The sequence below is a fragment of the Pedobacter sp. 01T416_2 genome, from assembly GCF_056398925.1.
On sequence record NZ_JBFTQI010000561.1, the window covers coordinates 1 to 3,983 of the forward strand.

At 37.4% G+C, this 3,983-nt stretch carries 5 protein-coding genes; all 5 read left to right on the forward strand.

The features are described from left to right. The first annotated feature begins 213 nt into the window (after positions 1 to 213). A complete protein-coding gene (locus tag AC1DPQ_RS20255) occupies positions 214 to 1,179 on the forward strand; it encodes a hypothetical protein (RefSeq protein WP_477610688.1) in 966 nt (321 codons plus the stop codon). Between the two features lie 10 nt (positions 1,180 to 1,189). Then, positions 1,190 to 1,885: a hypothetical protein gene (locus AC1DPQ_RS20260; protein ID WP_477583526.1), complete on the forward strand. Its 696-nt coding sequence runs from the start codon at positions 1,190 to 1,192 to the stop codon at positions 1,883 to 1,885. A gap of 41 nt (positions 1,886 to 1,926) precedes the next feature. Beyond that, entirely contained in the window at positions 1,927 to 2,751 is an 825-nt protein-coding gene (locus tag AC1DPQ_RS20265; protein ID WP_477583528.1) for an NAD(P)H-binding protein, read from the forward strand. Next, positions 2,736 to 3,245 (forward strand): anthrone oxygenase family protein, encoded by a 510-nt coding sequence (locus AC1DPQ_RS20270; RefSeq protein WP_477610689.1) that lies wholly within the window; start codon positions 2,736 to 2,738, stop codon positions 3,243 to 3,245. The genes AC1DPQ_RS20265 and AC1DPQ_RS20270 overlap by 16 nt, the downstream gene beginning before the upstream one ends. Positions 3,246 to 3,442: 197 nt before the next feature. Beyond that, the coding region (locus AC1DPQ_RS20275; RefSeq protein ID WP_477610690.1) for a dihydrofolate reductase family protein at positions 3,443 to 3,983 on the forward strand (541 nt) is incomplete at its 3' end.

The window sequence follows — 3,983 nt, forward strand, 5'->3', positions numbered from 1 at the left end:
CCGCTACACCGATTAATCCTTCAAATCCACCAATTATCGGATTTTAAAGGTGGCCTTTCTTTACATTTCTCCTCAAAAAAATATTTTTTATCATTCCCTGCGTTCTGTCGCAACTCATCCTGCTTTTTGTCGTCTTTTAGCCATTCTATTTCTAGCCGGTAAGATAGTTTTGTAGAAAAAAGATACAAGATGTTTTCAAATACCTTTAAGGCGATGGCAGGCATACTAGTTTCGATTAGCTGCATGACCTACATACAATCGTGTCAAAAAGATAGTTTTTTGATCACCCTATCCAATAACATTTCGTTTAAGGAAAAATTATCGGAGTACCATATCTTTCAGGGGAAACCTTCAGAGCTGGTTCCAGAATCAACATTTAAAGTTTATGAACTTTCAACAGCCCTGTTTACAGATTATGCCGAAAAGCAGCGCCTCATTCAGTTACCTAAGGGTACAAAGTTGAGTCCTGCTGGCGATGGTTTGCCGAATTTTCCGGATGGGACAATCTTGGTAAAAACCTTTTATTATTACAAAAACAAGCAAAACCCTTTATTGGGAAAGAAAATCATAGAAACAAGGTTATTGATTAAACATCAAGATGTATGGAATGTAGCAACCTACAAATGGGATGATGGCCAGAATGRTGCAATACTGATTACAACAGGTGCCGCAGAAAACATCACCTGGATAGACGAGCAGGGCATTACTAAAACTGTTAATTACCATATACCCAATAATACCGAATGTAACACCTGCCACCAATCGGCTGATATAAGCACACCTATTGGCCTAAAAATCCGCAATTTAAACAGAACGGTAACCAGAAACGGAGCTCCGATCAATCAGTTAACCCACTTGCAAAATGAGGGCTTGTTCGCAAATATTAACCCGTCATCATTTGGCCGTTTACCCAATTGGGAAGACCCAAGCCATACACTCGAAGAACGGGCCAGGGCTTACCTGGATGTTAACTGTGCCCATTGTCATAACGATGGCGGTAGTTGTAAAAGAATTGTGTTCAGACCAGCTTATGAAACACCATTTGATGAAACCTTTTTAAGAAACTATAAAAAGTCGATCATCATTGATATGGAGAAGAAGAGCATGCCAAAACTTGGAACAACGATTACACACACCGAAGGAATCGAATTATTGAAAGCATATCTCTCCACACTTTAAATCAAATTTTATGAACTATCGCAAGGCCATAGGCTGTATCAGCATACTTTCCGGCATTTTATCCGTAGCCTGTTTATGGATAGGGGCCATAGCAGTCAATTATAATTTCGAAGCATTTTCCGACCCAAAACTCATTCTGCAATATGCAGATCAGTTTAAAGCCGCTTATTGGTTTAATATTTTGGATATGTTCGGTTATTACCTCTTGTTGCTCCCGCTTGTTTTTTATCTCGATCAGCAATACAGATTCCGTACACCTTGGCTTTCACTCTTTACAAATAGCGGCCTGTGTTATGTGCTGATAGGTGCAATTGGTGCCGTTACGCTTGCTGTAGCCTGGCCACCGTTGATGCACGATTTTCTAAATGCTTCGGGCGATGAATCCAAAATTATTACCCTTGTCATTTCTGTTTTAACCACCATTGTAACCAAAGGGCTTTGGAATATACTGGAGGCCTTGTTTGCCTCTGTTTGGTTTATCGGGATAGGAAGGCTTTTATACGATGATCAAAAAGTGATCGGAATCATTGCTGTGGTTACCGGAATAGCAACACTGATAGATGCTATGGGAAATGTTTTCGAGCTAAAAGTACTGGCTGAGATTGGTCTAAATATTTATTTGCTTGGTTCAATTCTATTTGTACTCGGATTTGGGTACCAGCTTATCAAAAAAACAGGAACTCATGATATTGATCTGGAACGATAAATCATGATACGGATTATTAATGCTTAACTAAATATAAAAATATGGATAATACAACTTTAGTACTGGGTGGCACTGGTAAAACAGGCCGAAGAGTGATTGATAGACTTGCAAAGCTAGGCATTCCTATTAGAACTGGTTCAAGAAATATAGCACCCTTTTTTGATTGGTATAAAGAAGAAACCTGGGATGCTGCGCTATCAGGAATTGAAAAAGTATATATCACTTTTCAACCCGACATAGCTATTCCACAGGCACAACAGATTATACAATCATTTGTTCAAAAAGCTAAATATGCCGGAGTTCAAAAACTAGTCCTGCTATCGGGAAGGGGAGAACATGAAGCAGAATTATGTGAAAATTTGGTTATAAAATCGGGGCTAGATTGGACAATTGTAAGGGCAAGTTGGTTTATGCAGAACTTTAGTGAAGGCTTCTTGCTCGATTCGATATTAGCTAGCGAAATGATACTGCCAAAAATAAATGCCGATGAGCCTTTTGTAGATGCAGATGATATTGCCGATGTTGTTGTGGAAGCTTTAATGGATGATGCTCATTCGCATCAAATCTACTCGTTAACTGGCCCTACATTATTATCATTTGAAAAAGCTGTCTCTCTTATCGCCACCGCTATAAAAAAAGAAATCCAATATGCTGAAATCAGCATACACGATTATACAGATATGCTTAGAAGCTATGAACTATCGGAAGAGTTTATCTCGTTAATAAGCTATTTGTTTACCCAAGTGTTAGATGGTAGAAATGAGTTTATAACAAATGATGTTGAAACCGTTTTAAAGAGAAAACCAACATCGTTTCAAGAATACATTAATAAAACAATAAAAACAGGAATATGGAACCAACCATAAATGTATCAACAATGCAATGGGTGCAGATAGCTACAGTGTTATTAACTGGATTACTGGCTGGGCTTTTTTATGGCTATGATTGTTCGGTAATTAAAGGCTTAGGCAACCTCTCGGATAAAGCATATTTGCAATCGTTTCAATCCATTAGCAAGGAAATTAYTAACCCTTATTTCTTTTTGAGCTTTATTGGAAGCATGATTGTATTGCCAATAAGTTGCTGGCTTTGTTATAAACATAATGATACCCTTTCTTTTTACTTTCTGCTGGTGGCTTTGCTTGTATATGCAATTGGCGTATTCGGCGTTACTGCATTCGGTAATGTGCCGCTCAATGAAATGCTCGAAAAAATTGATATTACAAACACGTCATCAGAAAACCTGAAAATTACAAGAGATATATTTGAAACCAACTGGAACAATCTCCATCATATTCGTACATATGCCTCAATACTTTCGTTCTTATTAAGCATAATAGCCTGTATAAAAACAACTTAATTCGGTTCTTTTGATACTTAAATTACACGACAACCTTTTGTAAGGTACTATTTTATCATTCGCAGATCTGAATAAAATTATTTCAGAAATCCAGCATACAAGAAAATTAATATCGTATTCTCTCCCTTTTTTGTCGTATTAAATACCAGATCGGGATGAACAGTCCTTTTAAATTTGATTAAATTAATCGATGTACCATGCGTAAACTTAAATTACAAATGCAACTGTCTCTTGATGGTTATTGTGCTGGCCCAAACCAAGAAATGGATTGGATGATTTGGGATTTTGATCAGCAATTAAAAAAGCATTTAAATGAATTAGCTGCCCCTGTTGATTGTATTTTGTTGGGAAGAAAATTGGCAGAGGGCTTTATTCCAACTTGGAAAGAACGGCTAGCTGACCCTGCAGGAGAAGATCCAGTGTTCGTAAAAAAAATGAACGATACGCACAAGGTTATTTTCTCAAATACGCTTACAAAATCAGTTTGGGAGAATACAACTCTTGCAACTAAAGATCTTAAAACTGAAATCAACAACTTGAAACAACAAGATGGCGGCGACATAATTATGTATGGGGGGCATAATTTTGCATCGAATGTGATTAGCGAAAATCTTATTGATGAGTATAACCTCTACATCCATCCAATTGCCATTGGAAATGGTTTGGCGCCGTTTCACAATAGAACGAGTTTAGAGCTCGTCCAATCGAAAACCTTTGCTTGTGGAATTACATTTATTC